The sequence below is a fragment of the Lactococcus sp. AK05 genome (genome assembly GCF_041026685.1).
Lineage (GTDB): Bacteria > Bacillota > Bacilli > Lactobacillales > Streptococcaceae > Lactococcus > Lactococcus lactis.
Genome location: NZ_JBFTEI010000023.1, coordinates 1 through 1,208 on the forward strand (window position 1 = coordinate 1; position 1,208 = coordinate 1,208).

The window sequence follows — 1,208 nt, forward strand, 5'->3', positions numbered from 1 at the left end:
CTTTTAACAATATTGGTAGATTTGCTTTAATTAGTTAAAATTTATGTCCTCACATTTTAGTTCCGTGTTGGAATAATATACTGCATTTCAAAGTCTACTAAATTCAGATAGTGATTTATTTGTGGTTCTCTAGTATCTTTAAATCCTTGTTTCAAATAAAAATTGTGAGCCGAAGCACGTGCTGACAAGCTCACTCGATAATATCCTTGCTTACGAAAATCATCAATTGCCCAGCTTAACAAACGCGATCCCAGTCCCTGTTGTTGATGTTGAGCATCAACAGCAAAGGATACTAATCGAACCGTATTAGAATCTTTTGGATAACTTGAAAATGTTGCGACTAAAATATCATTAATCGTAATACCGTAAAACTGATTGTTTTGCTCAACCATCATTTCATCTGATGTAATTAACTTTTTTAGTGGTTTTCTCAAAACAGCATTTCTTAAATCAATATTTTGTTTATAAAGTTGTTTGTTATTTGCTTTAAATTTTTGAAAAATAGGTTCTTTAGTTATCAAATCATATTTCTGCATCACGTTTTGTTTTTTCATGTTTTTGTCCTTTGTCTAAATTATACAATAGTGACTCTAAGATTTAAGGATAACATCACAGTATTTTATTATTTTTTCAATCAACAAAGATTTTAGAAATTACACTGTTGTCTATTAAAACATTGTATGATATAATGATGGTAAAGAAAAAGGACTTGCTAGTAACAAGTCCTAGTGTAGCCGATTAAAAGTCGGTAGCATTTGTTAGTTCTAAGAACCGTTAACGTGCTAAAGTCAGACGGTTCTTATTTTTTCGTGATTTTTTCAATCAACAAAACAATAAATGTAAGCAAACTTATCAGAAAACTACAAATTGCAGTCACTAACATTGCTACACTCATTATAAGAGTGCTCCTTTCCGTTGGATTTTGAACTTACTTTCATAAGCCTCACCACCTTTCAGAGCCACCGTCTATTAAACTTCTACCTTATTAGTATAACAAAACTTTTGATAAAATTGCATGATTTTATGTGAAAAAGCCTAGTTTTCTAGGCTTTTTTTATTTGTTTTATTTTATAATTGGTCAAGCCCTTTTCTGTTTTCATCATCAACAATGGAGATATAAATCGCAGAAGTATTTAAATCGGTATGACCTAATTGATTAGCGATTAATGCTTGATTTTTAGTTTCTGAATAAAGACGTGTAGCAAGAG

Annotated in this window: 1 protein-coding gene; it reads right to left on the bottom strand. The window is 30.5% G+C overall.

Annotated features, from left to right (window positions below; translation table 11 throughout):
- Positions 1-56 precede the first annotated feature (56 nt).
- Positions 57-554, bottom strand: a complete 498-nt coding sequence (locus AB6B24_RS12380) for a GNAT family N-acetyltransferase (RefSeq protein ID WP_047205803.1) — start codon at positions 552-554, stop codon at positions 57-59.
- Positions 555-1,208: the final 654 nt, after the last annotated feature.

Coding starts and splice junctions, on each gene's coding strand:
- AB6B24_RS12380 (WP_047205803.1), bottom strand. CDS start 554: ATGAAAAAACAAAACGTGATGCAGAAATATGATTTGATAACTAAAGAA.